The sequence below is a fragment of the Vibrio sp. D173a genome (assembly GCF_030248475.1).
On record NZ_JAHGAH010001077.1, the window covers coordinates 1 to 559 of the forward strand.

General features: G+C 48.7%; 1 protein-coding gene. It reads right to left on the reverse strand.

Annotation, left to right across the window (positions count from 1 at the left end):
* On the reverse strand, positions 1–451 hold a 451-nt coding region (locus tag KIV40_RS31410; protein WP_285353215.1), incomplete at its 3' end, for a glycine betaine ABC transporter substrate-binding protein.
* Between the last annotated feature and the right edge of the window lie 108 nt (positions 452–559).

Sequence of the window (559 nt, forward strand, 5' to 3'; positions counted from 1 at the left end):
CGTAGATGCGGTCTTTGAATTTGTCAGCGTGTTTCGCGAGATCAGCAAAGCTCTTCACACCTGCATCGTAAACGTACTTAGGCACTGCCAGCGTGTACTTGGCGCCTTCAAGGTTGGCACGTACCGTTTCCACAGTGCCCGCCTCACGGTACTTAGCGATATCGCCTTCCATGGTTGGCATCCAGTTGCCAAGGAAAACATCGATGTCGCCGTTCGCCATTGAAGAGTAAGTCACAGGTACAGACAGCAGATCGGTCTTGGTTTGGTAGCCCAAGCCTTTCAGCAGTTCTGTGGTAACCGCTGTGGTTGCGGTGATGTCAGTCCAACCTACATCAGCAAAACGAACGTTCTCACACTGTTGAGGCTCAACAGCAGCATAGGCGTTAAATGCCAGCGCGCTCACTGCAGTAGTGGCCAATGTCTTTTTAGTTACGGTGCGGATAATTGTCATAATGATTCCTTTAATTCTTCCTTTTCGCCACGTCGATGTGGCTTCTGACTCATACTGATTTTTGCTCGGTCTTTATCAGTGACCGATTATCAAGTTGTAATTAGGTTT